This is a genomic window from Streptomyces sp. NPDC055103, from assembly GCF_053607625.1.
Genome location: NZ_JBSGTX010000001.1, coordinates 296,237 through 322,494, shown reverse-complemented (window position 1 = coordinate 322,494; position 26,258 = coordinate 296,237). Strand labels below are relative to the sequence as shown.

General features: G+C 72.3%; 22 protein-coding genes, 1 tRNA gene and 3 pseudogenes. 7 read left to right on the top strand and 19 right to left on the bottom strand.

The window, feature by feature from the left end; all coding sequences use genetic code 11:
* Positions 1–224 precede the first annotated feature (224 nt).
* The 3 genes from ACWFR1_RS01560 to ACWFR1_RS01550 are packed head-to-tail and all read left to right on the top strand — an operon-like array spanning position 225 to position 1,955.
* Positions 225–674 (top strand): ATP-binding protein, encoded by a 450-nt coding sequence (locus tag ACWFR1_RS01560; protein WP_453545265.1) that lies wholly within the window; start codon positions 225–227, stop codon positions 672–674.
* A 5-nt stretch (positions 675–679) separates the two neighbouring features.
* Positions 680–1,201: a hypothetical protein gene (locus ACWFR1_RS01555; protein ID WP_453545409.1), complete on the top strand. Its 522-nt coding sequence runs from the start codon at positions 680–682 to the stop codon at positions 1,199–1,201.
* 34 nt (positions 1,202–1,235) lie between these two features.
* Complete coding sequence (locus ACWFR1_RS01550; protein ID WP_453545263.1) at positions 1,236–1,955, top strand: methyltransferase domain-containing protein; 720 nt, start codon at positions 1,236–1,238, stop codon at positions 1,953–1,955.
* 97 nt (positions 1,956–2,052) lie between these two features.
* On the opposite strand, the gene ACWFR1_RS01545 is transcribed toward ACWFR1_RS01550, so the two are convergent.
* The 16 genes and pseudogenes from ACWFR1_RS01545 to ACWFR1_RS01470 all read right to left on the bottom strand — a co-directional run bounded on the left by ACWFR1_RS01545 (position 2,053) and on the right by ACWFR1_RS01470 (position 18,397).
* Positions 2,053–2,475: a DUF4352 domain-containing protein gene (locus ACWFR1_RS01545; protein ID WP_453545261.1), complete on the bottom strand. Its 423-nt coding sequence runs from the start codon at positions 2,473–2,475 to the stop codon at positions 2,053–2,055.
* Positions 2,476–2,583: 108 nt separating this feature from the next.
* A tRNA-Leu gene (locus ACWFR1_RS01540) sits at positions 2,584–2,668 on the bottom strand.
* A 223-nt stretch (positions 2,669–2,891) separates the two neighbouring features.
* On the bottom strand, positions 2,892–3,875 hold the full coding sequence (locus ACWFR1_RS01535; RefSeq protein WP_453545407.1) for a sugar phosphate isomerase/epimerase family protein: 984 nt from the start codon (positions 3,873–3,875) through the stop codon (positions 2,892–2,894).
* Positions 3,876–4,906 (bottom strand): annotated as a pseudogene (locus ACWFR1_RS01530) (alkaline phosphatase family protein); the annotation flags it as partial. It lies immediately after the preceding gene.
* 25 nt (positions 4,907–4,931) lie between these two features.
* Positions 4,932–5,474 (bottom strand): hypothetical protein, encoded by a 543-nt coding sequence (locus ACWFR1_RS01525; RefSeq protein WP_453545259.1) that lies wholly within the window; start codon positions 5,472–5,474, stop codon positions 4,932–4,934.
* Positions 5,471–6,698 (bottom strand): annotated as a pseudogene (locus ACWFR1_RS01520) (inositol-3-phosphate synthase). The gene ACWFR1_RS01525 and the pseudogene ACWFR1_RS01520 overlap by 4 nt, the downstream one beginning before the upstream one ends.
* 115 nt (positions 6,699–6,813) lie before the next feature.
* Positions 6,814–7,970, bottom strand: a pseudogene (locus tag ACWFR1_RS01515) (family 16 glycoside hydrolase); the annotation flags it as partial.
* A 177-nt stretch (positions 7,971–8,147) separates the two neighbouring features.
* On the bottom strand, positions 8,148–9,152 hold the full coding sequence (locus tag ACWFR1_RS01510; protein WP_453545257.1) for a sugar phosphate isomerase/epimerase family protein: 1,005 nt from the start codon (positions 9,150–9,152) through the stop codon (positions 8,148–8,150).
* A 13-nt stretch (positions 9,153–9,165) separates the two neighbouring features.
* A complete protein-coding gene (locus ACWFR1_RS01505; RefSeq protein WP_453545255.1) occupies positions 9,166–10,422 on the bottom strand; it encodes a Gfo/Idh/MocA family protein in 1,257 nt (418 codons plus the stop codon).
* A gap of 64 nt (positions 10,423–10,486) precedes the next feature.
* A complete protein-coding gene (locus tag ACWFR1_RS01500; protein WP_453545253.1) occupies positions 10,487–11,530 on the bottom strand; it encodes a substrate-binding domain-containing protein in 1,044 nt (347 codons plus the stop codon).
* 134 nt (positions 11,531–11,664) lie between these two features.
* Positions 11,665–12,666: an ABC transporter permease gene (locus tag ACWFR1_RS01495; RefSeq protein WP_453545251.1), complete on the bottom strand. Its 1,002-nt coding sequence runs from the start codon at positions 12,664–12,666 to the stop codon at positions 11,665–11,667.
* Positions 12,663–14,192: a sugar ABC transporter ATP-binding protein gene (locus ACWFR1_RS01490; RefSeq protein WP_453545249.1), complete on the bottom strand. Its 1,530-nt coding sequence runs from the start codon at positions 14,190–14,192 to the stop codon at positions 12,663–12,665. The genes ACWFR1_RS01495 and ACWFR1_RS01490 overlap by 4 nt, the downstream gene beginning before the upstream one ends.
* A 213-nt stretch (positions 14,193–14,405) precedes the next feature.
* Complete coding sequence (locus tag ACWFR1_RS01485) at positions 14,406–15,590, bottom strand: ROK family protein (RefSeq protein WP_453545247.1); 1,185 nt, start codon at positions 15,588–15,590, stop codon at positions 14,406–14,408.
* Positions 15,591–15,773: 183 nt separating this feature from the next.
* Complete coding sequence (locus ACWFR1_RS01480; RefSeq protein WP_453545245.1) at positions 15,774–16,460, bottom strand: class F sortase; 687 nt, start codon at positions 16,458–16,460, stop codon at positions 15,774–15,776.
* A 149-nt stretch (positions 16,461–16,609) separates the two neighbouring features.
* Positions 16,610–17,158 carry a hypothetical protein gene (locus tag ACWFR1_RS01475; RefSeq protein ID WP_453545243.1) on the bottom strand — a complete coding sequence of 183 codons (549 nt, stop codon included), beginning with the start codon at positions 17,156–17,158 and terminating at the stop codon, positions 16,610–16,612.
* Positions 17,159–17,440: 282 nt separating this feature from the next.
* The gene (locus ACWFR1_RS01470; protein ID WP_453545241.1) at positions 17,441–18,397 is read right to left on the bottom strand and encodes a beta-ketoacyl-ACP synthase III; all 957 of its coding nucleotides are present in this window, start codon (positions 18,395–18,397) and stop codon (positions 17,441–17,443) included.
* Positions 18,398–18,631: 234 nt separating this feature from the next.
* Here ACWFR1_RS01470 and fdhD point away from each other — a divergent pair, with 234 nt between their 5' ends.
* On the top strand, positions 18,632–19,459 hold the full coding sequence (fdhD, locus tag ACWFR1_RS01465) for a formate dehydrogenase accessory sulfurtransferase FdhD (RefSeq protein WP_453545239.1): 828 nt from the start codon (positions 18,632–18,634) through the stop codon (positions 19,457–19,459).
* Between the two features lie 36 nt (positions 19,460–19,495).
* Here the strand turns inward: fdhD and ACWFR1_RS01460 are convergent, their stop codons facing one another.
* From ACWFR1_RS01460 to ACWFR1_RS01450, 3 genes are read right to left on the bottom strand one after another with little or no spacing between them, the layout of a single operon-like run.
* A complete protein-coding gene (locus tag ACWFR1_RS01460) occupies positions 19,496–19,879 on the bottom strand; it encodes a (2Fe-2S) ferredoxin domain-containing protein (RefSeq protein ID WP_453545237.1) in 384 nt (127 codons plus the stop codon).
* Positions 19,876–20,397 (bottom strand): isochorismatase family protein, encoded by a 522-nt coding sequence (locus ACWFR1_RS01455; protein ID WP_453545235.1) that lies wholly within the window; start codon positions 20,395–20,397, stop codon positions 19,876–19,878. Before ACWFR1_RS01455 ends, ACWFR1_RS01460 begins: the two co-directional genes overlap by 4 nt.
* Before the next feature lie 25 nt (positions 20,398–20,422).
* Positions 20,423–21,505 carry a bile acid:sodium symporter family protein gene (locus tag ACWFR1_RS01450; protein ID WP_453545233.1) on the bottom strand — a complete coding sequence of 361 codons (1,083 nt, stop codon included), beginning with the start codon at positions 21,503–21,505 and terminating at the stop codon, positions 20,423–20,425.
* Between the two features lie 147 nt (positions 21,506–21,652).
* Between ACWFR1_RS01450 and ACWFR1_RS01445 the strand changes: the two genes are divergently transcribed.
* The 3 genes from ACWFR1_RS01445 (at position 21,653) to ACWFR1_RS01435 (ending at position 26,253) form a co-directional block, all read left to right on the top strand.
* On the top strand, positions 21,653–22,528 hold the full coding sequence (locus ACWFR1_RS01445; protein ID WP_453545231.1) for a LysR family transcriptional regulator: 876 nt from the start codon (positions 21,653–21,655) through the stop codon (positions 22,526–22,528).
* Positions 22,529–23,022: 494 nt separating this feature from the next.
* Positions 23,023–24,852 (top strand): AMP-dependent synthetase/ligase, encoded by a 1,830-nt coding sequence (locus ACWFR1_RS01440; RefSeq protein ID WP_453545229.1) that lies wholly within the window; start codon positions 23,023–23,025, stop codon positions 24,850–24,852.
* A gap of 114 nt (positions 24,853–24,966) precedes the next feature.
* Positions 24,967–26,253 (top strand): ABC transporter substrate-binding protein, encoded by a 1,287-nt coding sequence (locus ACWFR1_RS01435; protein WP_453545227.1) that lies wholly within the window; start codon positions 24,967–24,969, stop codon positions 26,251–26,253.
* Positions 26,254–26,258 lie beyond the last annotated feature (5 nt).

The window sequence follows — 26,258 nt, the reverse complement described above, 5'->3', positions numbered from 1 at the left end:
CACGAAGCCGGGCCAGAGAGAACACGGCACTCTGCAATTTTCAGAGTGCCACTTGCCAAGTGTCCAAGTCAGGAGGACAGTGTTCCGGTGAACCAGTACACGCTGCCGCCGTGCGCCACCGCGCCACGAGGGCAGCGCCGTACGGCAGTCCTGCCCACTGTTGTGAGGAACCGGTCGTGGCTTCTGGTAACGCGCAGCCTTCAGGTGTCATGAGTCCTCGAGTCATGGCCCAGCGCCCAGAACCCCGAACCGATACCGGCACCTCCTACGACGGCGTGCGCCGCTTCGCCTTCGAGCTCCCGGCCCTGACCTCCTCGGTGGCGCGGGCCCGCCGGCTCGCCGAGGAGCGGCTCATCCTCTGGGGCTGCGGCCCCGGCATACGTGAAACGGTCGCCCTGGTCGTCTCCGAACTCGTCACCAACGCCGTGGTCCACACCGCGAGCGGCCGGGTGATCTGCGAACTCCGCGAGGGCGAGGACACCTTGCGCATAGCGGTACGGGACGAGGGCGGCCCGGCGGGACCGCGGATGCGCGACTGCGGCGAGGAGGAACGCGGCCGCGGACTCCTCATAGTCGACGCGCTGTGCACCGCCTGGGGCGCCGACCGCACCGGGCACGGCACGGCGCAGATCGTCTGGGCGGAGCTCCCCCACGGCATGGGGGAACCGTGCTGAGGTCGATGGCCACCCTGCTGATCCCCCGGTCGGCCCGCAAGCCGCCGGAGAACACCACCGTCCCGCGCCAGCGCGGCGCCTCGGACCCCAGGGGACCGCACGGCAGGACCATCGGCTCCACGTCACCCGGCTCCGGCACCCTCCACTCCGCGGAACTCGGCGCGACCCGCCTGGCCGTCCCCGTCGGCCTGCACACGGGCCTCGGCTGCGACGCCGTCGGCGTCCCGGCACGCTTCGGCTTCAAGATCCTCTCCCGCCTCCCCGCCAAGGGCTGTGTGTACGCCGACTCCGACTGGTGGTGGTGGCTCGTCCCGGCCGGCTCCGACCTGGACCTGACCTGGCCGCTGCCCGCCTGCTACGCGCCGGGCGCCGAGGTCCCGGACCGCGGCCCGCGCCTCGTCCACCACCCCGACGGCACCTCTCCGTACACGCCGCCGATCCCCCTGTACCTGCTGGTCTGCCAGCTGACGGGCATCGCGCCCGCCTGGTCCGCGCCCCCGGCGCCCCCCGTGCGCAGTGCGCTCTGACGCTCGGGGCCCGTGACCGCATAGGCTCGGAACCATGTTCACCCCGCAGGGCCCCAGCCTCCGCGAGCTGACCGTCCAGGCCCTCTCCTCGGTCGAGCACGGTTACGACCTGCTCGCGAACAAGTTCGACGCGACGCCCTTCCGTACCTCCGACCGCCTGCTGACCGCGGTGGCCGACACGCTGGAGGAGCTCGGCCCGTTCGACTCGGGGCTCGACGTCTGCTGTGGCACGGGCGCCGGACTCGGCGTCCTCCGCTCCGTGTGCGCGGGCCGGATCACGGGCGTCGACTTCAGTACGGGCATGCTGACCCAGGCCCGCCGGACCCACCCCGCGGCCACCCTCGTCCGCGCGGACGCCCTGGCCCTGCCGTTCGCCCCGGTCTTCGACCTGGCCGTCAGCTTCGGCGCCTTCGGTCACTTCGTCCCGGACGCCCAGCGCACGCTCTTCGCCCAGGTCCACGCCTCACTCCGCCCCGGCGGCACCTTCGCCTTCCCCCTCCCGGCCCCGCCCCGGGTCGGCTCGCGCCTCTACTGGGCGCTGTGGGGCTTCGACGCCGCGATGCGCGTCCGGAACGCGCTGTGGCACCCACGGTTCGTCATGTACTACCGCACCTTCCGCCTCGCGGACGTCCGCACCCGCCTGGAGGACACGGGCTTCGACGTGTCGCTGACCCCCGTCGAGCCCCTCGGCCGCCTCGACGACGGCAGTCCCCGCTGCCGCCTGGTGGTGGCCCGGAAACTGTCAGTGGGGTGACCGGGCGACTCCGGTCAGGCGGCCGGCGGCCCGGTGAGGTGACCGGGCGACTCCGGTCAGGCGGCCGGCGGCCCGGTGAGGTGGCCCGGCGCCCCGGTCAGGGGAGCTTGCCGATCCAGAAGGCGGAGGGCCGGTCGAAGCCGACCCGCACCTCGACGTCGAGGACGGCGGCCTTCCCGGCCGGCAGATCGAACCCGTAGGCCGCCACGGCCCTCCGCCCGGGCAGCAGCGCCCCCGACAGCCCGGACATCACGTCGGACTCCGGGTCGAAGACCCGCTTCGCCTCCCGCCCGTCGCCGTCCCTGGCCGAGACCTGCACCGTCACCAGTTCGAGCCGCTCATCGGTCCCGTTGCGCACGGCGACCTCCACGATGACCGCAGTCGATCCCGCCTCGTGGCCGGCCGAGACCTCGGACGGCGTGAACCGGACCGGCGCGGAGACGCTGACCTCGACACCGTCCTCGTACCGCTGCGCCTCCCCGAAGGCGTGCACTCCGGAGGAGGCGTCGGGGACGGGCACGGTCGTGCCGGAACTTCGCCCGGAGGCCGTCGACGCCGTCGACCAGGGGAATGTCGCGCACAACGAGAAGCGCCGGTCGATTCGAGATCGACCGGCGCTTCTTCCTTGTGTCCGAGGGGGGACTTGAACCCCCACGCCCGATAAAGGGCACTAGCACCTCAAGCTAGCGCGTCTGCCATTCCGCCACCCGGACAAGGTGTCTGTCGTTTTGGGGTTTTCCCCGCGGCGACAGAGATAACTCTACCAGGGGTTTGAGGCGGCCTTCACCAGGGTTTCCCGTGGTCAGCGGGGTGGAGCGGCCCGAATGGGCGCGATCCAGTCCGAAATGTCCAATGGTGCATACCGGGTGTTCTCGGTGGTGCACGGAGAGTGGCGAACTGGCCTCGGGCCCCTTCGTGAGAGACCCGAGGGGTGGGTCAGAGGTCCTTCTCGCGCAGGGAGTGGAGGTGGGCGCTGGACCTGCGGGCGAAGTCGAGCGAGTCGACCGGGTTGTCGCGCTCGGCCTGCCAGTGGTGCGCGTGCCTGCCGTGGTGGGTGCGGTTCACCGCGGAGATGAAGCGCCGGTAGTCGATGTCCCCGTCCCCCACGTCGGTCATGCGGTAGCCGTAGGGGACGACCGAGTCGTCGCGGTCGCCGTCCTTGACATGGAACAGCGGGTAGCGGTGGGGCTGGGCGAGGACGTAGTCGAGAGGGTCGAAGGGGGCGGGAGTGCCGTCCGGACGCGTCGAGTAGCGGTGCTGCCCGACGTACGCCCAGAAGATGTCCATCTCCAGGTGCACCAGGTCGGGGTCGGTCTCGGCGAGGAGGACGTCGTAGAGCCGCACGTCGGGGCGGTCGGTGGCGAAGGAGAACTCCTCCGAGTGGTTGTGCTGGTAGAACTTCATGCCGCGCTTCCGCGCCTCGGCGCCGAACCGGTTGAACTCCTCGGCGCAGCGCTTCCACCCGTCGACGGTGGCGCCGTATCGCCAGGGGCCGGAAGCGGTGCCGATGTGGGGCAGGCCGAGGGCCGCGGCGTCGTCGAGGACCCGGTCGAGGTTCTGGGCGAAGGTGTAGGCGCCGGGGTCGTTCGCGTAGTAGCCGACGTGACCGCCGATGCCCCGCAGGCCGTGGTCGCGGGTGAGGCGCTTGAGTTCGGCGAGCGTGAGGGGGCCGCCGGCGCCCTGCGTGTAGCCGGCGTACTCGACCTCGTCGTAGCCGAATCTCTGGAGCTCGGCGAAGACGGCGGCGAATCCGAGGGCGGCGATCTTGTCGCGCAGCGAGTAGAGCTGGATGCCGAGGCGGCCGGGCGGCAGTACGGGGCGGCCGTGGCCCGCGCCGCGCGCTTCGGCGGTGGCTTCGGCGTCGGTGGATCCGGCAGGCGACGTTTCGGCCGCGGCGGCGGGGGCGGTCGCCGTGCCCAGGAGGGCGACGAGCTCGCCCGAGCGCGGGTGGTCGAGGCCGTGTTCCTTCTTTCCCTCGTCGTCGAGGAGGCGTTCGACGCCGGGGAGGTCCGTGAGCGCTTCCCTGACGGCCGACAGGTCCTCGGGACGGCGGACGTAGACGTGCGCGATCTGGTGGTCGGCGACCGCGAAGGCACGGGAGGTCATGGGGTCCAGGTACTCCATGCCGTCCTGGGTGTGGACCTCCAGGAGCCCTGCGCGGCGCAGGGCGCGGTTGATGTCGACGGGCCGGCTCACCCGGGTGATGCCGTACTCGGAGAGGGCGACGACCGTGCGTCCTTCGGCGCGGGCGTCGGCGAGGAGCGGGGCGAGCGCGGTGTCGAGGGCCACGGCTGCCCGGAAGGAGCGCGGGTCGTCCGGGCCGTAGCGCTGGAGGTCGTAGTCGAGGTGCGGGACGTAGCAGAGAGCGAGGTCGGGGCGGCGGGTGCGGAGGATGTGGCGGGTGGCGTCGATGATCCACCGACTGGAGACGAGGTCGGCGCCCGGACCCCAGAAGTGGAAGAGGGGGAAGGTGCCCAGTTCCTCGGTGAGTTCGTCGTGGAGCGCCGGGGGCCGGGTGTAGCAGTCGGGTTCCTTGCGGCCGTCGGCGTAGTAGACGGGGCGGGGGGGGTGACGGTGATGTCGGTGTCGGCGCCCATGGCGTACCACCAGCAGATGTTGGCGACGCTGTAGCCGGGGTGAGCGCGGCGGGCGGCGTCCCAGAGGCGGTCTCCGGAGACGAGGCCGTTGTGCTGGCGCCAGAGCAGGACGTCGCCGAGTTCGCGGAAGTACCAGCCGTTGCCGACGATGCCGTGCTCGGTGGGGAGGGTGCCGGTGAGGAAGGTGGTCTGGGCGGTGCAGGTGACGGCGGGCAGGACGGTGGAGAGCGGGGCCTGGGATCCGGTGCGGGCGAGGGCGTCGAGGTGGGGCATGTGGTGGAGGAGCCGCGGGGTGAGGCCGACGACGTCGAGGACGAGGAGAGGGGTGGGCGTGGCGGGCGCTGTGTCGCTCATGGTGGTTCCCTTCACCGCGGTTCCTTCACGGCAGTTCCTTGAGGCCGAGGTCGGTCAGCATGTCGCGGGCCAGGGTCAGTTCGGCGGCGATGCCGTCCGCGAGCCGGGCCCGGGTGCAGGGGCGGCGGTCGGGCGGAAGGGCATGCCAGGTATAGGTCTCGACCTCCAGGTGCCGGGTGAGCGGGTGTGGGCCGCCGACGAGGAGGGCGAGGGTCTCCTGGAGGACGGGGAACGTGGAGGCGAGCGGAGGGGCGGGCGGGGCGTGGAGGGGGACGTGGAAGTGAGCGCGCCAGGGTGTCGCATCGGGAAGTCCGGCGCCGGGACCGGATTGCGGGCCGGATTCGGGGCCGTGGCCGCCGTCGCGGGCGGCGAGGGCTTCGGGGAGGTCGTCGGTTCCCCGGAGTCCGGCGGCGGTCCTCGTGCGGGTCTGGTGGAGGAAGCGGGGTTCGGCGAAGGCTGCGAGCGCGGCCCTGACCTCGGGGAGGTGCGGGTGCTCGGGTACGGAGGCCAGCGCCGAGACGCGGAGGAGTTCCGCCCAGGCGCGCGGACTGCCGATGCCCCGGGTCATCGGTGTCCCCCGAGGGCCGGTTCTTCCCCGCCGGAGATGGTCGGTGCGTCGGCCAGGCCGCGGGCGAAGGCGAAGGCGACGAGGCGGGCGTACTGGGCGGCGAGGGAGGCGGGCGGGGTGCTCTCGGGGTCCTTGAAGTAGAAGGCGAGGTCGTCGAGGGGGCCGCCGAGGCCTCTCTCGTGGGCGCGGGCCGTGAGCCGGGCGAGGTCCAGGACCAGGGGCGCGGCGAGGGCGGAGTCGCAGCCCTGCCAGAGCGTCTGGAGGATCATGCGGGTGCCGAGGAAGCCGTCGAAGGCGATGTGGTCCCAGGCTGTCTTCCACTCCCCCAGGGGGGGGGACGTCGTCGATGTGGACCTGTCCCTCGACGCCGGTGCCGAGGGTGTCGGTGAGGACGCGTTCCTTGCCGGCGTTCTTGGCGGCGGCTGCCGCCGGGTCGGCGAGAGCGGCTCCGTCGCCGCCGCCGAGGAGGTTGCTGCCGGACCAGGCGCGTACGGTCAGGGCCCGCTGGAGGAACATCGGAGCCAGGACGGCTCGGAGGAGGGTCTGTCCGGTCTTGCCGTCGCGGCCGGCGTGGGGCAGTCCGCTCGCCGCGAGCGGTGCGGCGAGGGCGGGGTGCCGGAGTCCGGTGGACGGGGTGAAGTTGACGTACGGGCAGCCCGCGCGGAGCGCCGCGGCGGCGTAGAGGGTGCTGGGTGGGAGCCCGACGCCCCCCGACGCCGGCTCCGTGGATGCCACATTGACGACCACGACGCGGTCCAGGCCAATGTGTTCCCGGAAGTCCGTCAGGTCGGCGGTGAAGGCGGTGACCAGCTGTTCGTCGGTGCGGGTGTCGCCGGGGAGGGGGCCGCCGGGGCGGATCTCCCGGTCGGCGGCCTCGAGTTCGGTGGTGACGGCGCCCACGAGTCCGTACGGGAGGACTCCGGCGGTGGTGAGCTGTTCGGCCCGTTTGGGGAGGGGACAGTCGGTGGTGTCGTGTCCGCCGAAGACGAGGGTGGTGAGCTGTTCGGCCCGTTTGGGGAGGGGGCAGTCGGTGGTGTCGTGTCCGCCGAAGACGAGGTCGGCGAGCGGGGGGAGGCCGGCGTCGGTGAGGTGGGGTGTCTCGGTGGCCATGCCGGTGGGTGGGTGGAGTCCGGCGACGAGGGCGGCGCAGCCGGCGACGGTGGTGGTGGCGACGGATCCTCGCGCGCCGATGAGCCAGATTCCCGTGCGGTGTCCGATGGTCATGTCGACGGCCTCCCTGCTCGTCCTGCGGGGTGGGGTGGGGTGGTGACGCTGGGGGGACGGTGGGCGGGGTACGGCGGGCCCCGCCCACCGTCGTTCCGGGGCGGTCAGGGAGTCGTCAGGAGGTGAGCTCCCTGATCTGGATGTTGCGGAAGGCGGCCCGGTCTCCCTCGCCGTGGTTCTGGATGCCGATGTGGCCGGTGGTGAGGGAGCGGGTGGGGTCGGTGTTGGTGAAGTCGTTGATCTTGACGCTGTTGAGGAAGACCTGGAGGCGTTCGCCCTGGACGCGGAGTTCGTAGGTGTTCCACTGGCCGGGTGGGCGGAGGACCTGGTCGCGGGTGGTGATGTCGGCCGACTTGAAGCCGTAGACGGCTCCGGTGGTGCGGTCGGCGGTGTCGGTGGCGTCGATCTGGATCTCGTAGCCGTTGTTCACGGCCGACCAGGGGTCGTCGGAGGCGGGGAAGCCGACGAAGATGCCGGAGTTGTCGTCGCCGGTGAGTTTCCAGTCGAGGGTGAGGGAGTACGACCGGAATTCCTTGGCCTGGTACCAGAGGAGGCCCATGCCGCCGGTGGTGCGGAGTTCGCCGTCGGTGACGTCGAAGGCGCCGGGTCCGGCCTGCTTCCAGCCTTCGGTGGTCTGGCCGTTGAAGAGGTCGCGGTAGCCGGTCTGGGGTCGGCAGTCGGCCTTGACCTGGCCGGTGGCGTATTGGAGTGCGCCCAACAGGTGCTGTCGGAAGGCGGGTTCGGCGTACGACTCCTTGGTGTGGCCGCCGCCGGTGGAGATGTAGTTCTCGAAGGCGGTCTGCTGGTCGGCGTCGAGGACGTCTCCGGTGGTGGAGAGGAAGACGACGGCATCGTAGCGGGCGAGGTTGTTGGTGGTGAACTGGCGTGGTTCTTCAGTGGTGTCGATGACGATGTTGCTTCCGGCGCCGATTTCCTTGAGGGCGGTGATGCCGGTGGGGATGGAGTCGTGGCGGAAGCCGGCGGTCCTGGAGAAGACGAGGACGCGTTTGGCGGTGCGGTCGACGGGGGGTCGGAGAGGGTGAAGTCGTCGAGGTCGTAGAGGGCGCCGGTGCCGCCCTTGAAGACGAGGTGGAGCTGGGTGGTCTTGCGGGGTACGGCGCGCAGGGGGATGTCGATGTCCTGGAAGGTCTCCCAGCCACCGGTGACGGGGACGGGGGCGGAGCCGAGGAGGGTGCCGGTGGGTGAGCCGGTGCGGACTTCGAGGAAGCCGCCGGTGCCGCCGGAGGAGACGCGGGCGGTGAGTCGGGTGGCGATACGCCATGTACACATCAGGTACGTCTGGGACCGTAGCGGGGTTCGTCCGGGGCGCAAAGCCCTTGTGCATGAGGAGGCCCGAACTTTCTCCCGCGGGTGGACAAAGCCGTGCGCGGGCAGCACGGTCCGGCCCGACGGCGGTGTCACCGCCGGGCGTGGACCTGCGCGTCCGCCTCAGTCGCCGCTCCCGAAGGCCGCGTCGAAAGAGGCGGCCGGCGGGTCGAAGTCGTACCGCTTGAGGTGGGCGAGCGCCTCGGGGGCGCCGGTCAACCGGTCCATTCCGGCGTCCTCCCACTCCACGGAGACGGGGCCCGCGTAGCCGATCGAGCGGAGCATCCTGAAGACGTCCTCCCAGGGCACGTCGCCGTGTCCGGCGGAGACGAAGTCCCAGCCGCGGCGCGGGTCGCCCCAGGGCAGGTGGGAGCCGAGCCGTCCGTTGCGGCCGTCGAGGCGCTTGCGGGCCTCCTTGCAGTCCACGTGGTAGATCCGGTCGCGGAAGTCCCACAGGAAGCCGACGGGGTCGAGGTCCTGCCAGACGAAGTGGCTCGGGTCGAAGTTGAGCCCGAAGGCGGGACGGCGGTCGACGGCCTCCAGGGCCCGCTGGGTGGTCCAGTAGTCGTAGGCGATCTCGCTGGGGTGCACCTCGTGGGCGAAGCGGACGCCTTCGGTGTCGTAGACGTCGAGGATCGGGTTCCAGCGCTCCGCGAAGTCCTCGAAGCCGCGTTCGATCATGCGCTCGGGCACCGGGGGGAACATCGCCACGAGGTGCCAGATGGAGGAGCCGGTGAAGCCGATGACGGTGTCGACGCCGAGGGCCGCCGCGGCCCGCGCGGTGTCCGCGAGCTCGCGCGCCGCCCGCCGCCGTACGCCTTCGGCCTCGCCGTCGCCCCAGATGCGGGCGGGCACGATCGCCTGATGGCGCTCGTCGATGGGATGGTCGCAGACGGCCTGTCCCACCAGGTGGTTGGAGATCGCCCAGCACTTCAGCCCGTACGTGTCGAGCAGTTCACGTCTCCCCTTGACGTAGGCAGGGTCGGCAAGGGCCTTGGCGACGTCGAAGTGATCGCCCCAGCAGGCGAGTTCGAGGCCGTCGTAGCCGAAGTCGCGAGCGAGCCGGCAGACCTCCTCCAGGGGCAGGTCGGCCCATTGGCCGGTGAAGAGGGTGAAGGGTCGGGGCACGGTCGGGCACCTCCTAGCTCGGTACGGGGGTGGGCAGGGGTGTCGGTACGGAATCGGGTACGGGTACGGAATCGGGTACGGGGGTGTAGACGGCGTTGTTCCGGGCGCTGTCCTCGACGGCGGCCAGGACCCGCTGGACCTGGAGGCCGTCGGCGAAGGAGGGCGCGGGGGCGGTGCCGCTCGCGATGGCGAGGACGAGGTCGCGGGCCTGGTGGGCGAAGGTGTGCTCGTAGCCGAGTCCGTGGCCGGGTGGCCACCAGCCCTCCAGGTACGGGTGGTCCGGTTCGGTCACGAGGATGCGGCGGAAGCCTGCGGTGACGGCGGGCTCGGTGTGGTCGTGGAAGGAGAGTTCGTTGAGCCGTTCGAGGTCGAAGGCGAGTGATCCCTTCTCGCCGTTGAGCTCCAGGCGCAGCGCGTTCTTACGGCCGGAGGCCATCCGGGTGGCCTCGAAGGAGGCGAGCGCCCCGGAGGCGAGGCGGCCGGTGAACAGGGCCGCGTCGTCGACCGTGACCTGCCCTGAGGCCTCCGAGCCCGCTCCCCCGCCGAGGCCGCCCGCGGCGGTGCCCGCGAGCAGGGGGCGTGTACGGACGAAGGTCTCGGTGAGGGCCGACACCCCGACGAGCGGCTCCCCCGCCAGGTACTGGGCGAGGTCGACGGCGTGGGCGCCGAGGTCCCCGAGCGCGCCCGAGCCCGCGTGTTCGCGCTCCAGGCGCCAGGTCAGCGGGAAGCTCCGGTCGACGAGCCAGTCCTGGAGGTAGGTGACGCGGACGTGTCGCAGTTCGCCGAGGCGGCCGTCCGCGACGAGCCGTCGCGCGTACGAAAGGGCGGGCACACGGCGGTAGTTGAAGCCGACCATGGCGATCTGGCCGCGGCCGGCGGCGGCCTCGGCGGCCGCCACCATCGTCTCGGCCTCGGCTACCGAGTTGGCGAGCGGTTTCTCGCACAGGACGTGCTTTCCGGCCTCCAGGGCGGCGACGGCGATTTCCGCGTGACTGTCGCCCGGGGTGCAGACGTCGACGAGCTGGACGTCGTCGCGGGCGATCAGGGCGCGCCAGTCGGTCTCGGCGGCGGCCCAGCCGTGGCGGCGGGCCGCGGCCCTGACGGCGTCGGGGTCGCGTCCGGCGACGGCGGCGAGGACGGGCCGCAGCGGCAGGTCGAAGGCGCGGCCCGCGGTGCGCCAGCCCTGTGAGTGGGCGGCGCCCATGAACGCGTAGCCGACCATGCCGACGCCGAGCGTCGGCGGTGCGGCCCCGCTCTCCGTCGTGTCCATTCGGTTCCTCCGTTTCGTGGTGCGGCGGGTACTGCTCCCCTGGGTGGCCGAGCCACGGGGTCGGTCAGCTGAAGCCGGTGGGGAGGTACTCGTCGACGTTCTCCTTGGTGACGACGGCCGAGTAGAGGGTGATCTGGGCGGGGATCTCCAGCTCGGCCATGCCGCCGACGCCCTTGTTCTGGCCGAGGGCGCGGGCGAGGTCGATCGCGGAGGCGGCCATGGTCGGCGGGTAGAGGACGGTGGCCTTGAGGACGCCGTCGTCGGCCTTGATGGCGTCCATGGCGGACTTGGCTCCGGCGCCGCCGACCATGAGGAAGTCCTTGCGGCCGGCCTGGGCGATGGCGCGGAGCGCGCCGACGCCCTGGTCGTCGTCGTGGTTCCAGAGGGCGTCGAACTTCGTTTGAGCCTGGAGGAGTTGGGCCATCTTGGCCTGGCCGGACTCGACGGTGAAGTCGGCGGCCTGGCGGGCGACCTTGCGGATGTTGGGATAGTTCTTGAGGGCGTCGTCGAAGCCCTGGGTGCGCTGCTTGGTGAGTTCCAGGCTGTCCATGCCGGCGAGTTCGACGACGGTGGCGTTCGGCTTGTCCTTGAGTTGTTCGCCGATGAACCGGCCTGCGTTGAGACCCATGCCGTAGTTGTCGCCGCCGATCCAGCAGCGGTAGGCCTGCGGGGAGGCGAAGACGCGGTCGAGGTTGATGACGGGGATGCCCGCCTTCATGGCCTGGAGGCCGACCTGGGTGAGGGCCTTGCCGTCGGCGGGGAGGATGACGAGGACGTCGACCTTCTTGTTGATGAGGGTCTGGACCTGGCCGATCTGGGCGGCGGTCTCGTTGGATCCCTCGGTGATCTCCAGGGTGACGTCGGCGTACTTCTTGGCGCGCTGCTGGGCGTTGTCGTTGATGGCGTTGAGCCAGCCGTGGTCGGCCTGCGGGCCGGCGAAGCCGATGGTGACGGGGGTGCCGGGCTTGTCGTCGGCGCCGGCGGCCGGGGCGGAACTCGCGACGGGAGCCTGCTTCTTGGGCTCGTTGCTGGTGCAGGCGGTGAGCACGGCTCCGGCGGAGACGGCCGCGCCGCCGAGAAGGAGGTGTCTGCGGCTGGTTTCGGGCATGACGGTGGATCCCTTCTGGAGAAGGCTGGTGCCAGGGAGTGGCATGGAGGGGGTGAGGTGGAGAGGGTGTGGGGTGAGGTGGAGAGGGGGGCGGGGCGAGGTGGAGAGGGGGGCTGGGTGGGGTGGGGTGGGCGTCAGGTGTCGCCGTCGCGGGCCGAGCGGCGCTGGACGAGGACGGCGGCCACGATGATGGCGCCCTTGGCGATCTGCTGGACGTCGCTCTGCAGGTTGTTCAGGGCGAAGATGTTGGTGATCGTGGTGAAGACGAGGACGCCGAGGACGGAGCCGGCGATGGTGCCCCGGCCGCCACTGAGGAGGGTCCCGCCGATGATGGCGGCGGCGATGGCGTCGAGCTCGTACAGGTTGCCGTTGGTGTTCTGGCCGGACCCGGCGAGGACGATCAGCAGGAACGCCGCGATGCCGCAGCACAGGCCGGAGAGCACGTAGAGGAGGAGCCGCTGACGGCGGACGTCGATGCCGGCGAGGCGGGCGGCCTCGGGGTTGCCGCCGACGGCGACCGTGCGGCGGCCGAAGGTGGTGCGGTTGAGCAGGAGCCAGCCGGCGCCCGTGACGGCGGCGAAGACCAGGACCAGCGGCGGGATGCCGAGGACGTAGGCATCGGGGATGCCGAGGTCGAGCACGGAGTCGACGGTGACGATCTGGGTGCGGCCGTCGGTGATCTGAAGGGCGAGGCCGCGGGCCGAGGCGAGCATGGCCAGGGTGGCGATGAAGGGGACCATCCCGCCGTACGCGATGAGCACGCCGTTCACGAGTCCGCAGCCCACACCGACGACGACGGCCGTGAAGAGGATGCCGGCGAAGCCGAACTCCTGGGTGGCGAGGGTGGTGGCCCAGACGGAGGCCAGGGCGACGATCGCGCCGACGGACAGGTCGATGCCGCCGCTCGTGATGACGAAGGTCATGCCGACGGTGACGACACCGATGACGGAGGCCTGGGTCAGGACGAGTTGGAGGTTGGAGCCGGCGAGGAACTCGGCGGGCCGGGTGAGGCCGCCGACGGCGATCAGGGCGGCGAGGACGCCGAGCAGGGAGAGGTTGCGGACGTCGGCCCTGAGGCCCAGTGCCCTCCAACGGCCTTCCTCGGCCGGTGCCTTGGCCGGGGTGGTGAGCGTCATGCGGTCGGGCTCCCTTCCATGACGAGGTCGAGTACGCGGTGTTCGTCGAGGTCGCGGGCGGGCGCCGTGTGGACGACCCGGCCTTCGCGGACGACCAGGACACGGTCGGCGAGGCCGAGGACCTCGGGCACCTCGCTGGACACGAGGAGGACGGCGAGGCCGTCGTCGGCGAGGCGGCGGATCACGGCGTACAGCTCGGCGCGGGCGCCGACGTCGACGCCGCGGGTCGGTTCGTCGAGGAGGAGGACCCGGCAGCCGCGAAGCAGCCAGCGGGCGAGGACGGCCTTCTGCTGGTTGCCGCCGGAGAGGGTGCGGACCCGGGCCTCGGGCCGGTCGGGGCGCAGCGAGAGCGTTCGGGTGGCGGTGCGGGCGGCCTCGCGTTCGGCGGCGCGGTCGATCCAGCCGGCCCGGGAGAAGCGGGCGAGGGAGGAGACGGAGACGTTGCGGGTGACGGATTCGAGGAGGAGCAGGCCCTGCGCCTTGCGTTCCTCGGGGGCGAGGCCGAGTCCGGCGCGGACGGCGGCGGGGACGCTGCCCGGGCGCAGGGGGCGGCCGTCGACGAGGACGCGGCCCGCGGTGGGGCGCCGGGCTCCGTAGATGGTCTCCAGGATCTCGGAGCGGCCCGAGCCGACGAGTCCGGCGAGGCCGACGATCTCCCCGGGGCGGAGTTCGAGGTCGACGGGCGCGAACTCGCCTTTCCTGGTAAGACCTTGGACCTGGAGGACGGGTTCGGCGGTCGGCGGGCGGGTGGGCCGTTCGGGGAAGACGTACGGGACGTCCCGGCCGGTCATGAGGGCGACGACGTCCCGGGTGGGCGTGGTGGCGGGCAGTCCGCGGGCGACGGCGCGGCCGTCCTTGAGGACGGTGACGCGGTCGCCGATGCGGCGGATCTCCTCCAGGCGGTGGGAGATGTAGACGACGGCGACCCCGTCTGCGGTGAGGTCGGCGACGATCCGGAAGAGGTTGGCGACCTCGTCGGGGTCGAGGGCGGCGGAGGGTTCGTCCATGACGATGAGGCGGACGTCGTGCGAGAGGGCGCGGGCCATGGAGACGATCTGCCGCTGGGCGGCGGAGAGTTCGCGGAGGTGCCGGTCCGGGTTGATCTCGGGGTGGCCGAGCCGTGCGAGGAGGTCGGCGGTGGCGGTGCGGGCGGCGCGGCCCCGGACGAACCCGGCAGTGGTGGGTTCGTGGCCGAGGTGGACGTTCTCGGCGACGGAGAGCCCTTCGACGAGGTCGAGTTCCTGGTAGATGGTGGCGATGCCGAGACGGACGGCGGCGCTCGGGGAGCGGAGCCGGACGGGTTCGCCGCTCCAGGTGATGCGGCCCGCGTCGGGCTGGTGGGCGCCGGCGAGGACCTTGATGAGGGTGGACTTTCCGGCGCCGTTCTGGCCGAGGAGGCAGTGGACCTCGCCGGGGGCGACCTCCAGGTCGACGCCGTCGAGGGCGCGGACGCCGGGGAAGGACTTGGTGATGCCGGACATGGTGAGCAGGGGTGAGTGGTCTCGGGGCGGTTGTGCTTGGGGCATGACGGAGGTCCCCTCGGCGAGTGCGGGTGGCGCCGGAGCGGATGGGCGAGGTAGGGCCCGGCGGTGCGGGCCGGTGGGTGGTGTGTGCCCACCCTCCCCCAGGGCTTCGCCTGGGAGGTACCCCCGGCCCTGCGGAACGCATGCCCACACACCACCGGCGAGCCGACGGACCGACGGGCGACGGGCCGACGAGCGACGGGCTGAGCCGGCGGGTTACGCCGGGGAGAAGAGGTGGTCGCTGATGAGGCGGGCCGCGCCGGTGACTCCGGCGGCCTGGCCGAGCTCTCCGAGGACGATGGGGAGGTTGCCGGTGGCCAGGGGCAGGGACTGCCGGTAGACCTGGGTGCGGACACTGGCGAGGAGCTGGTGACCGAGGCCGGTGACACCGCCGCCGATCACCACCAGACCGGGGTTGAAGAAGCTGACGAGTCCGGCGATGACCTGCCCGACCCTGTTGCCGCCCTCGCGGATGAGGGCGAGTGAGGTGGCGTCGCCCGCGGCCGCGGCCGCGGCGACGTCGACGGCGGTGAGCCGGCCGGCCGCCGCGAGGCGGGCGGCGAGCTCCTCGGACCTTCCGCCACGCGCCGCGTCCTCGGCGTCGCGGGCCAGGGCCGCGCCGCTGAAGTGGGCTTCCAGACAGCCCGTGTTGCCGCAGGCGCAGGCGCGTCCCCGGGGGTCGACCTGGATGTGTCCGATGTCGCCGGCGCTGCCCGTCGTCCCGCGGTAGACCTCGCCGCCGACGACGATGCCGCAGCCGATACCGGTGCCGATCTTGACGCAGAGGAAGTCGCCGACGGAGCGGGCGACGCCGGCGTGCTGCTCCCCCATGGCCATGAGGTTCACGTCGTTGTCGACCATGACGGGGCAGCCGAGTTCCTGGCTGAGGGCCTCCCTGACGGGGAAGCCGTCCCAGCCGGGCATGATCGGCGGGGCGACCGGGACGCCCTCGGGGAAGCGGACGGGCCCCGGGACGCCGATCCCGGCGCCGTCGAAACCGCCTTCGGCGATGCCGGTGTCGCGGAGCTTCGCCGCCATCGACAGGGCCTGTTCGAAGACGGCGACGGGCCCTTCACGGACGTCCATGGGGTGGTTGAGGTGTCCGAGCACCTCCAACTCGGCGTTGGTGACGGCGACATCGATGGAGGTGGCGCCGATGTCGATGCCGAGGAAGCGGAGTTCGGGCGCGAGCCGGATGTTGTGGGAGCGGCGGCCGCCCCGGGAGGCGGCGAGCCCGTCGGCGACGACGAGTCCGGTCTCCAGGAGGCGGTCGACCTCGACGGCGAGCTTGGAGCGGGAGAGGTCGATCTGATCGCCCAGCTGCGCGCGGGAGTTGGGTCCTCCGTCGCGCAACAGGCGGAGGAGTCGCGCCTGATGCCGGTTGGCAGGTCGTGCCGTCATGCGTCTCACGGTCCCCTCCGTCTCGTCGCACGCTCTTCCCTCGGGCTTTCGGCAGGAACGTAGCAGCGGGGTTCCGGGGTGGGAAGAAGTCGCGCAGGAATCAGGGCCGACTTTTTCCCGGATGGGGACAAAGGAGGGGGGTCCCGGGGGAAAGCAAGGGGCGGGCGTCGGCGGAGGAAGCGGTCAGCGGATCTCCACGAGGCGGGCCGAGACCACCACGTTGCCCTCGTAGCCGGTCTCCTGGGTGAAGGTGCCGCCGCAGGTGATGAGCCGCAGCTCGGGGAGGCCGGAGTCGCCGTAGACCCGTTCGGCGGGGAAGTCCTCCTTCGGGACGACCTCGACGCCGTACACGGAGAAGACCGCGGTGCGGCCGTCGCGGCGGACGATCTCGACGCGGTGGCCCTTGCCGAGGGCGCCGAGGTCGTAGAAGACGGCCCGGCCGTACGGGGTGTCGACATGGCCGACGACGACGGCGGTGCCGCGTTCGCCGGGGGTGACCGCGCCGGTGAACCAGCCTGCGAGGTGGTCGTCCTCGGGCGGTGGTGCCTCGATCCAGCCGTCCGCGTCGAGGCCGACCTCCGTGACGGGCGCGTCGACCCGGACGGCCGGGACGCGCACCCGTACGGGCGGCGAGGCGGGCAGCGGATCCGGTACGGAGTCGGGGGGCGGCCCCGCGTCGGCCGCCCGGGTCCCGTCGGGGGCGGCCACGGCGAGGGGCTGTGGAGGGCCTTCGGCGTGGAGCTCCGTCGCGCCGCCGCGTATGAGGTGCACCCCGACCAGGAGGACGACGGCTATGACACCCCAGGCGCCGCGCGTCCCCGTCCTGTTCGACCCCGGTCCGTGCGTCCCCGTCCCGTTCGACCCCTGCACGGCGGCCCTCCTCCGTCTCCTCGCGCGTGGTGGGCGCACCGTGCGTGGTGGTGCCCCTCCGCCCCGGTCCTCGTCATACCCGGGCGGAGGGGCGGTCTCGGGCCCCCCTGGTTCCGGCCGCCGTCAGGCGCTGCCGTGAGCCGCTGCCGTCAGGCGCTGTCGTCGGCGCCGCGTCGGCGGGTCAGGACGACGGCGGCGCCGAGCGCTCCGGCGATCAGCAGGACTCCGGTGACGAGTTCGGTGGCGCCGAGCCCTTCGTCCGTGGCTCCGGCTTCGGAGCCGAACCCGGCCTTCACGCCCTTGTGGGCGCCGGGGGACGTGTCGCGGCCGGGGTCGTGGACCGGGCCGGCGGGCGGGCCGATGGTGAGGTTCGTGGTGCCGCGCTCGCCCTTGCAGTCGAAGGTGATCTCGTAGCGGGCGCCGGCCTTGGCGGCGACGTCGACGGTGGCGGTGCCCGAGCGGCCCTCGCTCAGGGTCACCGTGTCGAAGACGCCGGAGGTGACGGTCACGGACGGCACTGCGCAGCCGTCGGAGGTGAGGGTGACGGTGCCGCCGGGGGCGACCGTCGCGGGCGTGACGGAGAACCCGAACGACGTGATGTTCGGTTCGTTCCCCTCCGCCAGGGCCGTCGGTGCCGCGGCGAGCCCCAGGGCCGCGGCGGAGAGCAGGGCGGCGGAAGCGATACGTATCGCGCGCATGTCGGTCCTCCCGATCACGCGAGGGTGCGGAGGCGGAGCGATTCCGCGCCCGGTGCTGGACGACCCTCACCGCGATCGAAGCTAGGTGCGCCCCCGGCGCGCCGCCACCGGGCTCCGCCGAACGGGGCACACGCGGCCTGCGGCCCGCGGCGCCCGCCGGAAAGCCCCGCGGCGCCCGCCGGAAAGCCCCGGGGCGCTCGGGGCCCTCGGGGCGCTCGGGGCCCTCGGGGCGCTCGGGGCGCTCGGTGCGCTCGGTGCGCTCGGTGCGTTCCGCCGACGGAATTACGGAACCCGGATGACCTGCCCCGCGTACGACAGGTTGCCCCCGAAGCCGAAGAGCAGGACCGGGGCGCCGGAGGGCAGCTCGCCGCGCTCGACGAGCTTGGCCAGGGCCAGGGGGATCGAGGCGGCGGAGGTGTTGCCGGAGTCGACGACGTCGCGGGCGACGATCGCGTTGACGGCGCCGATCTTCGCCGCGAGCGGTTCGATGATCCGCAGGTTCGCCTGGTGCAGGACGACGCCCGCGAGCTCCTCGGGGGCGATGCCGGACCGCTCGCAGGTCTTGCGGGCGAGCGCGGGCAGCTGCTGGGTGGCCCAGCGGTAGACGGACTGGCCCTCCTGGGCGAAGCGCGGCGGGGTGCCCTCGATGCGGACGGCGTTGCCCATCTCCGGGACGGATCCCCACAGGACCGGGCCGATGCCGGGCGCGTCGCCCACCTCGTCGTCGTCCACGGCCTCGACGATCGCGGCGCCCGCGCCGTCGCCGACGAGGACGCACGTGGTGCGGTCCGTCCAGTCGCAGACCTCGGTCATCTTGTCGGCGCCGATCACGAGGACGCGGCGGGCTCCCCCGGCGCGTACGGCGTGGTCGGCGGTCGCCAGGGCGTGCGTGAAGCCCGCGCAGACGACGTTCAGGTCCATCGTCGCGGGCGAGGACATGCCGAGGCGGTTGGCGACGCGCGCGGCCGTGTTGGGCGAGCGGTCGATCGCCGTGGAGGTGGCGACGAGGACGAGGTCGATGTCGTCCGGGGTGAGCCCGGCGGCCGCCAGGGCCTTGCCCGCGGCGTGGGCGGCGAGCTCGTCGACGGGCTCGTCCGGTCCGGCGACGTGCCGGGTGCGGATGCCGACCCGGCTGGTGATCCACGCGTCGTCGGTGTCGACCAGTTCCGCGAGGTCGTGGTTGGTGAGCACCTTGGCAGGCTGGTAGTGCCCGAGCGCGGCAATGCGAGTGCCCGTCATACCGGGACCCCCTCGGTGGTTCGTTCGTCCGGCAGGGTCCCCAGTCTTGCCAGCGACTGATCGGTAACCGGTGACGTAAACCACCAACATTCACCCGTACCGCTTGGCCGACCATGACAAGGACCGGGGTGGGGTAAGGGCGCCAGGTGACGGAGAATAGCTCCGACAGGGCCCCTTCCGTCGCGATTTCGCAGCTGCGGGGCCTTCCGGGCGAGAGAATCGAGTGCGGTCACGATGGGACGGGTCACCGAGCGGCGGCGTGTCATGCGAATCCGCGACGGGGCGGTGAACACGCGGCCGGACACCCTGGTGGCGGAGGAGCCGCTGGAGATCCGGCTGAACGGCAGGCCGATCGCCATCACCATGCGCACGCCGGGGGACGACTTCGCGCTCGCGGCGGGTTTCCTCGTCAGCGAGGGGGTCCTCGCCGCGGCCTCGGACGTGCGGAACATCGTGTACTGCGCCGGGGCCACGGACGACGGCCGCAACACGTACAACGTGGTGGACGTGCAGCTGGCGCCGGACGTGGTCGTCCCGGACATCAGCCTGGAGCGGAACGTCTACACGACGTCGTCGTGCGGGCTGTGCGGGAAGGCCAGCCTGGACGCGGTGCGCACCACGGCACGCTTCCCGATCGCCGACGCTCCCCCCGTACGGCTCGCGCCGGCGCTGCTGTCCGTGCTGCCGGAGCGGCTGCGGGCGGCGCAGCGGGTCTTCGACTCGACCGGTGGGCTGCACGCGGCGGCGTTGTTCACGGAGGACGGTGAGCTGCTCGACGTACGGGAGGACGTGGGGCGGCACAACGCCGTGGACAAGCTGGTGGGGCGGGCGCTGCGGGAGGGGCTGCTGCCGCTGGAGCGGGCGGTGCTGCTGGTGTCGGGGCGTGCCTCGTTCGAGCTGGCGCAGAAGGCGGTGATGGCGGGGATCCCGGTGCTCGCGGCGGTGTCCGCGCCGTCCTCGCTCGCGGTGGACCTGGCGGCCGAGACGGGTCTGACGCTGGTGGGTTTCCTGCGCGGGGCGAACATGAACGTGTACGCGGGCGAGCACCGGATCGCCCTGTAGCCGGGCGGCACCGCCGCCGCCCGCTGAGGGCGGTGGTCAGTTCTTCGGCGGGTCGATCATCTGGAGGGCGAGGGTGGCCGGGGGCTTGGCGATGCCGGGGCCGCCGGCGGCTGTCCAGGCGAGGATGTCGTCGAGGCAGTCGTCGTCGAGGGTGAAGCCGATCCAGGCGGCGCGGCCGCCGCGCCGGCGGCCCTCGGTGGAGGGCTGGACGACGACGATGTTGGCCTGGGCGCAGGGGCCGAGGCAGTCGCTCGTACGGACGGCGAGGCGGCCGCCGGAGGCCGCGGCGGCCTCGCGGAGGCGGGTGAGCTGGGCGTCGTGGTCGGTGCCGGGGTTCTTGCGGGCGTCGCCGCAGCAGCAGCCCCGGCAGACGACGAGGGAGCAGGGGCGGGCTCCGTACCGTATCGGGACGGGGGTCACTCGGGTCCGTCCAGGGTGATCGCCGCTACGGGCGCGACGGTGCCGAGGCGGGGGAAGTCGAGCTCGACGGAGGCCCGGTGCTCGTCGGCGGTGAGGGCGGTCATGGCGTCCTCGGCGAAGACGAGGTCGTAGCCGAGGTCGCAGGCGGCGCGGGCGGTGGACTCGACGCCGAGGTTGGTGGCGATGCCGCCGATGACGAGGGTGGTGGCGCCGGACGCGGTGAGCAGGTCGTGGAGTCCGGTGTCGTGGAATCCGCCGATGGTGCGCTTGACGACGACAGGGTCACCGTCCTGGACGAGGTCGGGGACGAGCTCGCTGCCGGGCGGCTGGGTGGCGACGTTCGGGCGTTCGACCCGGAGATGGACGACGGGTGCTCCGGCGGCCCGGAAGGTGTCGGCGAGCCGGGCGGCGGCGGCGAGGACGTCGGTGCCGGGGCGCGGGGCGAGGGGCAGCGCGACGATGCGTTCCATCAGGTCGACGAGGACGAGCGCGGTGCGGCCGGGATCGAGTGAGGGCATGGGAGCACCGTAGCGGCCCGGATGATCATCGTGGGGCGGGTGGGGGTGTGATCCGGCCGACGGGTGCGGGGTGCGGGGCGGGGGCGGCCGAAACGGGCTCCTCGGGGTCGTGAACGGGCTCCTCGGGGTCGCGGGAGCGGCGCTTGGCGATGACCGCGCAGACCATCAGCTGCATCTGGTGGAAGAGCATCAGCGGGAGTACGGCGAGCGAGGCGTGCGCGCCGAAGAGGACGCTGGCCATGGGCAGTCCGGCCGCCAGGCTCTTCTTGGAGCCGGCGAACTGGATGGCGACGCGGTCGGCCCGGTCGAAGCCGAGGCGCTTCGCCCCGTACCAGGTGAGCGTGAGCATCACGGCGAGCAGGACGGCCTCGACGGCGAGGAGCAGTCCGAGGCGCGCGGGGGTCACCAGGTGCCAGACGCCGGCGACCATGCCCTGACTGAAGGCGGTGTAGACGACGAGGAGGATCGAGCCGCGGTCGACGCGGCCGAGGACCTTCTTGTGGCGGACGAGGAATCCGCCGACCCAGCGGCGCAGGAGCTGTCCGGCGAGGAAGGGCACGAGGAGCTGGAGCACGATCTTCAGGAGGGAGTCGGCGGACAGGCCGCCGGTGCTGCCGCCGAGGAGCAGGGCCGCGAGGAGCGGGGTGAGGAGGATGCCGGCGAGGGAGGAGAAGGAGCCGGCGCAGATCGCGGCGGGGACGTTGCCGCGGGCGATCGCCGTGAAGGCGATGGAGGACTGGATGGTGGAGGGCACGAGGCAGAGGAAGAGCAGTCCGCTGTAGAGCTGCGGGGTGAGGACGGTGGGGACGAGGCCCCGTGCTGCGAGCCCGAGGAGCGGGAAGAGCAGGAAGGTGCAGCCGAGGACGGTGAGGTGGAGCCGCCAGTGGCGGAGTCCGTCGAGTGCCTCGCGGGTGGAGAGGCGGGCGCCGTAGAGGAAGAAGAGCAGGGCCACGGCCCCGGTCGACGCGGCCCGCGCGACGGTGGCGGCGGCTCCGGAGGCGGGCAGGAGCGCGGCGAGTCCGACGGTCCCGAGCAGCCCGAGGACGAACGCGTCGAAGGGGAGCCAGGACGGCGGGCGGGGGATGCGGCGAGCGGTACGGGGGGGCATGGCTTCAGTTCTGTGGGATGCGGGGGCGCATGTTTTCTGGAAGGAACGGCGTGCTTCCCATCCTGGTCCAGTGGGTGGTGATCGGGAATCCCGTACAGCGCTCTGACTGTCATCGTGAATCGTGATGACTGGGGCTACGGTCGTGTCATGTACGAACCGACGCAGTTGCGGACCTTCCTCGCCGTGGCCCAGACGCTGAGTTTCACGCAGGCCGCGCGGCGTCTCGGGGTGCGGCAGTCGACGGTCAGCCAGCACGTCCGGCGGCTGGAGGAGGCGACGGGGCGGCCTCTCTTCTCGCGGGACACGCACAGCGTGGAGCTGACGGAGGACGGTGAGGCGATGCTGGGTTTCGCGCGCGCGATCCTTCAGGCGCACGAGCGGGCGGCGGCATGGTTCGGGGGGACGCGGTTGCGGGGGCGGCTGCGGTTCGGGGCGTCGGAGGACTTCGTGACGACGCGGCTGCCGGAGATCCTGGAGTCCTTCCGGCGCGAGCACCCCGAGGTCGACCTGGAGCTGACGGTCGATCTTTCGGGGACGCTCCAGGCCCGGCTGGCAGCCGGCCGGCTGGATCTGATCCTGGCGAAGCGGCGCGGCGAGGAGGGCGAGGGGAGCGAGGGGCGGCTCGTCTGGCAGGACTCCCTGATCTGGATCGGGGCGCCGGGGCTGCGGGTGGAGCCGGACCGTCCGGTGCCGCTCATCGTGTTTCCGCCGCCGGGCATCACGCGGGCCCGGGCACTGGAGGCGTTGCAGGCGCAGGGCCGGGCCTGGCGGATCGCGTGTACGAGTGCGAGCCTGAGCGCGAACGTCGCGGCGGCCCGGGCGGGCCTCGGGGTGATGGCGCACACGCGGGGACTGGTGCCGGAGGGGCTCGTGCCGGTGCCGGCCCGCGCGGGGCTTCCGGAGCTGGGCGAGGTCGGGTTCGTGCTGCTGCGGGGGCGGCGGGGCGGGGCCGGCGGGGAGGCGGCGGACGCGCTGGCGGAGGCGATCCTGGCGGGCGGCGACCGTCTGCACCGGTCCCGCTGAGCCGGGACGAGCCGCGCTGTCGGCCGGCCGAGCCGGGACGAGCCGCGCTGTCGGTCGGATGAGCCGCCCCGATCCGGGCTGTCGGCCGGCCGAGCCGCCCCGAGAGCCGGGCTGTCGGTGGGCCCGTGGAGGGGCCCGGCCATGCCGCCCTCGGACGGCTGTCGGTGGGCCCGCGGGGGTACCGGCCATGCCGTCCTCGGACCGGCCATGTCGTCCTCGTACCGCCCTCCCGTGCGCAGGGGGTACAGATTCCGTGGAGATTCGCGCCGGGCGGACGTACCGAGCGTTCGGCAACGTGCCCGCCGTGTCCCTGACTTGGCCCTCCTACCCGTCCTGACCTGGAGGAACGCGGAATGTCCCGGCTTGGTGAAGGCCCTCCCGCCGGGCAGGCGGGTGGGGTACCGTCACCCGCGCCGTACGGAGCGCGACAGCGGTCCCTTTCAGCCATCGAGCCGACGAGCCGACCCGGTCAGGCCCCAGGGAGGAGCAGGCCAGTGCGCGAGTTCACCGTGCCGCCCGTGGCGGCGGCGCCTCAGGTCGGCGGTCTGGCGGACGCCGTGTTCGATCACGCCCTCGCCGACCCGGACCGGGTCGCGCTCGGCCGCAAGGGCCGGGACGGGGTGTGGCGGGATGTGACGGCGGGGCGGTTCCGGGACGAGGTCCTCGGTCTCGCGAAGGGGCTGATAGCGCAGGGCGTGCGGTTCGGCGACCGGGTCGCGATCATGTCGCGTACGCGCTACGAGTGGACGCTCTTCGACTTCGCGCTGTGGACGCTGGGCGCGCAGCCCGTGCCGGTCTATCCGACGTCCTCCGCCGAGCAGGTCTTCTGGATGCTGCACGACGCCGAGGTCACGGCGTGCGTGGTGGAGCACGAGGACCACGCGATGACGATCGGGTCGGTCATCGACCGGCTCCCCCGGCTGCAGCGGCTGTGGCAGCTGGATTCGGGCGCGGGGGCCGTGGCCGAGCTGACGGCGGCGGGCGAGGAGATCGACGAGGACGTCGTGCAGCGGCACCGGCGGGCGGTGACGCCCGAGTCGGTGGCGACGGTCATCTACACCTCGGGGACGACGGGCCGGCCGAAGGGCTGTGTGATCACCCACGCCAACTTCATGTTCGAGTCGGACATGCTGACGGGCCGCTGGGAGCCGGTCTTCCGGTCCCGGCCCGGGGAGCAGGCGTCGACCCTGCTGTTCCTGCCGCTGGCGCACGTCTTCGGGCGGATGGTGGAGGTGGCGGCGATCCGGGCCGGGGTCAAGCTCGGTCACCAGCCCGTGATGGCGGCCGCGGAGCTGCTGCCGGATCTGGCGGCGTTCCGGCCGAGTTTCGTCCTGGCCGTTCCGTACGTGTTCGAGAAGGTCTTCCACGCGGCGCGGCGCAGGGCGGAGAGCGAGGGCCGGGCGGCGCCCTTCGACAAGGCCGTGGAGGTGGCGGTCGCGTACGCGGAGGCGCTGGAGCAGAAGGCGTTCGGTACGGGCCCGGGGCCGTCGGCGGCGCTGCGCGTGCAGCACCAGTTCTTCGAGAAGACGGTGTACGGGAAGGTCCGGGCCGCGCTGGGCGGGCGGATGCGGCACGCGATGTCGGGCGGTTCGGCGATGGACCGCCGGCAGGGCCTGTTCTTCGCGGGCGCCGGGATCACGGTCTTCGAGGGGTACGGTCTTACCGAGTCGTCCGCGGCAGCCACCGCGAATCCGCCGGAGCGGACCCGGTACGGCACGGTCGGGCAGCCGGTCCCGGGGACGACGGTGCACATCGCGGAGGACGGCGAGGTGTGGCTGCACGGCGGGCAGGTCTTCTCCGGCTATCTCAACGATCCGGCGTCGACCTCCGCCGTCCTCAACGACGGCTGGCTCGCCACCGGGGACCTGGGTTCGCTCGACGCGGACGGCTATCTGACGATCACCGGGCGGAAGAAGGAGATCCTGGTGACCTCGGGCGGCAAGAGCGTCGCGCCGTCGGGTCTGGAGGAGCGGGTGCGGGCGCATCCGCTGATCGCGCAGTGCATCGTCGTGGGCAACGACCGTCCGTACATCGCCGCGCTGGTGACGCTCGATCAGGAGGCGGTGGAGCACTGGCTGGCGATGCAGGGGCGGGCGCCGCTCTCGCCGGCGGAGCTGGTGCGCGATCCGTCGCTGGAGACGGAGATCCGGCGGGGGGTGGTGGCGGCCAACACGCGGGTCTCGCAGGCGGAGTCGATCCGTACGTTCCGGATCCTGGCGCATCCGTTCAGCGAGGAGCACGGGCTGCTGACTCCTTCACTGAAGCTGAAGCGGAAGGCGATCGAGCGGGCGTACGCGGCGGAGGTCGAGGCGCTGTACGGGTGAGCGGGGCGAAGGCCAAGGGTTCCTGACGCATCATCAATTGACGTTGCGTCAGTTATTGACGGTTCATCAGCCCCGGTCACAGAATGCGGTCACCCGACGGAGGGACGACCGACCGTGTTGCGACCGACCCGCACCCTGCGACCGATCCGCACCCTCGCCGCCGCCGCAGCGGCCCTGCTCCTCGCCACAGCCTGCAACTCGGCCTCTACCGGGGGGACTCCGGACAAGCCTGGCTCCCCCGGCGGCTCCGTACGCGGAGTCACCGCCGACGCGATCAAGGTCGGCGGCATCGTCTCCATGACCACGGCGAGCGGCTACTCCAAGAAGGACACCGATCTCGGCGCCAAGGCGCGCTACGACCGGGCCAACGCCGAGGGCGGTGTCAACGGCCGCAGGATCGACTACCTGGGCGCCGAGGACGACGGCCAGGACCCGGCCAGGAACCTGGCGGCGGCCCGCAAGCTCGTCCAGCAGGACAAGGTCTTCGCCGTCTCCCCCATGAGCTCGGTCACCTTCGCCGGAGCCGACTTCCTCAACGGCCAGAAGGTGCCCACCGTCGGCTGGGGCACGCTCCCCTCGTTCTGCGGTCCCGCGTACCTCTACGGCTTCAACGGCTGCCTCGTCCCGACCCCGGGCGGCACCCTCAACCAGACCTGGCCCGAGGGGCTCGCCACCGTCCTCGGCGGCGCGCGCGGCAAGTCGGTCGCGCTGATCGCGGGCGACAACGACGCGGGAAAGTTCGGCATCCGCACCTTCACGCAGGGCTTCAAGGCGGCCGGCTTCCAGGTCGCGTACGCCAAGGCCGCGGTGCCCGCGACCTCCATGCCCAGCGACTGGTCGGCCTACACGAAGGAGATCCTCCGCTCGGGCCCGGGCGGCGGCGCGCCCGACGCCGTCGTCTCCGTGATGCAGACCCCGTACAACATCGGCCTGTTCACCGCGCTCAAGCGGTCCGGCTACAAGGGCGTCATCTCCGACCCGACCGACTACGACCCAGGCCTGCTCGCGAAGGACGCGACGCGACAGGCGCTCGACGGGGTCCATGTGCTGCTGCAGTTCCAGCCGTTCGAGGCGGAGAGCCCCGCGATGGCGCGGTTCAAGGAGGACATCAGGAAGGCGGCGGGCGGTAAGGACGTGCCGCTCAACATGCACATGATGACCGGCTACATGTCTGCCGACCTCTTCCTGGCGATCGCCGCGAAGGCCGGCAAGGACCTGACCGTCGACTCCTTCCAGCGGGCGGCGGGCGGCTTCTCCGACACCGGGACGCTCGTCGGCGACCGCGCGGAGCCCAAGGGACAGAAGGAGAGCTTCGGCTGCGGTGCGCTCGTCCGGCTGAAGAACGGCCGCTACGAGGTGGCGGTGCCGTTCAAGTGCTACCCGCCGATCCCCTTCGGATGAGGACG

What these genes read in the sequence shown, in the direction of transcription:
- ACWFR1_RS01475 (WP_453545243.1), bottom strand. Translation starts at nt 17,158, where the DNA reads ATGCGCGCGATACGTATCGCTTCCGCCGCCCTGCTCTCCGCCGCGGCC.
- ACWFR1_RS01495 (WP_453545251.1), bottom strand. Translation starts at nt 12,666, where the DNA reads ATGACGCTCACCACCCCGGCCAAGGCACCGGCCGAGGAAGGCCGTTGG.
- ACWFR1_RS01505 (WP_453545255.1), bottom strand. Translation starts at nt 10,422, where the DNA reads ATGGACACGACGGAGAGCGGGGCCGCACCGCCGACGCTCGGCGTCGGC.
- ACWFR1_RS01455 (WP_453545235.1), bottom strand. Translation starts at nt 20,397, where the DNA reads ATGCCCTCACTCGATCCCGGCCGCACCGCGCTCGTCCTCGTCGACCTG.
- ACWFR1_RS01560 (WP_453545265.1), top strand. Translation starts at nt 225, where the DNA reads ATGGCCCAGCGCCCAGAACCCCGAACCGATACCGGCACCTCCTACGAC.
- ACWFR1_RS01490 (WP_453545249.1), bottom strand. Translation starts at nt 14,192, where the DNA reads ATGCCCCAAGCACAACCGCCCCGAGACCACTCACCCCTGCTCACCATG.
- fdhD (WP_453545239.1), top strand. Translation starts at nt 18,632, where the DNA reads ATGGGACGGGTCACCGAGCGGCGGCGTGTCATGCGAATCCGCGACGGG.
- ACWFR1_RS01450 (WP_453545233.1), bottom strand. Translation starts at nt 21,505, where the DNA reads ATGCCCCCCCGTACCGCTCGCCGCATCCCCCGCCCGCCGTCCTGGCTC.
- ACWFR1_RS01500 (WP_453545253.1), bottom strand. Translation starts at nt 11,530, where the DNA reads ATGCCCGAAACCAGCCGCAGACACCTCCTTCTCGGCGGCGCGGCCGTC.
- ACWFR1_RS01555 (WP_453545409.1), top strand. Translation starts at nt 680, where the DNA reads ATGGCCACCCTGCTGATCCCCCGGTCGGCCCGCAAGCCGCCGGAGAAC.
- ACWFR1_RS01445 (WP_453545231.1), top strand. Translation starts at nt 21,653, where the DNA reads ATGTACGAACCGACGCAGTTGCGGACCTTCCTCGCCGTGGCCCAGACG.
- ACWFR1_RS01550 (WP_453545263.1), top strand. Translation starts at nt 1,236, where the DNA reads ATGTTCACCCCGCAGGGCCCCAGCCTCCGCGAGCTGACCGTCCAGGCC.
- ACWFR1_RS01485 (WP_453545247.1), bottom strand. Translation starts at nt 15,590, where the DNA reads ATGACGGCACGACCTGCCAACCGGCATCAGGCGCGACTCCTCCGCCTG.
- ACWFR1_RS01470 (WP_453545241.1), bottom strand. Translation starts at nt 18,397, where the DNA reads ATGACGGGCACTCGCATTGCCGCGCTCGGGCACTACCAGCCTGCCAAG.
- ACWFR1_RS01525 (WP_453545259.1), bottom strand. Translation starts at nt 5,474, where the DNA reads ATGACCCGGGGCATCGGCAGTCCGCGCGCCTGGGCGGAACTCCTCCGC.